Annotated in this window: 1 protein-coding gene; it reads right to left on the bottom strand. The window is 62.1% G+C overall.

Translation table 11 applies throughout. The features are described from left to right. Positions 1–326: 326 nt before the first annotated feature. Positions 327–506 (bottom strand): hypothetical protein (locus tag IB248_RS31445; protein WP_210333103.1); only part of this gene is annotated, 180 nt, incomplete at its 5' end.

The raw sequence follows: 506 nt of genomic DNA, 5'->3' as shown, positions 1-506 counted from the left end.
ACTGTTGATAGCCCTGTGGAGATTGGTCACGACTGGTGAGATTCCGAGCGGCTTCGTTTTGCGCGCTGCCTGACGCCAGAGGAGGGAGACAGCCGATCCGGCGGGCCGGAAAAGGTCTGCTGACAAGAATCCGAGGTGGTGGTGAACCCGATCACTCACATGGCTTCTCAAGCCGCGCTGTAGAATGGGCCCGCCGCCCCGGAGCTTCGCCCAATGATGCGTATGCCTGCATCATGGTTTGCGATCCGCGAGGATCAACCGCATACAAGCTTGTGGCGCATTTGCCGCGCCTGATGGCGAGCTCCCCTCGGAATTGCCTTGTTTGCTCAGGTCTCGCCCGACCCAAACGGCCTGCCGCCGTGCTCGCGACCGTCAAGGACAAGTCGCTGCGCGATGGAGTGCCTGGCGGCCCTCCACCCTTGACTGTCACTGCGCGCCGCGGCGATCGCGAAAATAGGTCGGGACGAGGAGATGGTCGCCAATCGGCCGAACAAGGAGATGATGAG

Origin of the sequence: Rhizobium sp. RHZ01, assembly GCF_014851595.1 — a bacterium.
GTDB lineage: Bacteria > Pseudomonadota > Alphaproteobacteria > Rhizobiales > Rhizobiaceae > Rhizobium > Rhizobium altiplani.
Note: the sequence above shows the minus strand (reverse complement) of the source record. Positions and strands in the feature narration are given on the sequence as shown.